General features: G+C 43.2%; 1 pseudogene. It reads right to left on the bottom strand.

The features are described from left to right. Window positions 1-141: 141 nt before the first annotated feature. Window positions 142-250: pseudogene (locus Xbed_RS20455) on the bottom strand (hypothetical protein); the annotation flags it as partial.

Below are 250 nucleotides of genomic sequence, written 5' to 3'. Positions count from 1 at the left end.
TGATATCAGAGCGGGTTTCTTTCACAACGGATAAATGTTCAATGAGAGTCATAGGTGAGTCATGAAGAGGAAAATAAAGCTGATTAGATCATGTCATTCTCCTTCATTCAAGAGACTTTAAAAAAGTATGCTCGCGCCCTGCACAAACCCCGTGGCTGCTCCCGCAGAATCTTTATGTGAACATTCTGCCGCAGCCATCCCAATCAATAATTGGGGGCCGAAAACGAAAAACCCAATGGTAAAAAAGCCT

The sequence above is a fragment of the Xenorhabdus beddingii genome (assembly GCF_002127545.1).
GTDB lineage: Bacteria > Pseudomonadota > Gammaproteobacteria > Enterobacterales > Enterobacteriaceae > Xenorhabdus > Xenorhabdus beddingii.
This window is presented reverse-complemented; position numbering and strand designations above follow the sequence as displayed.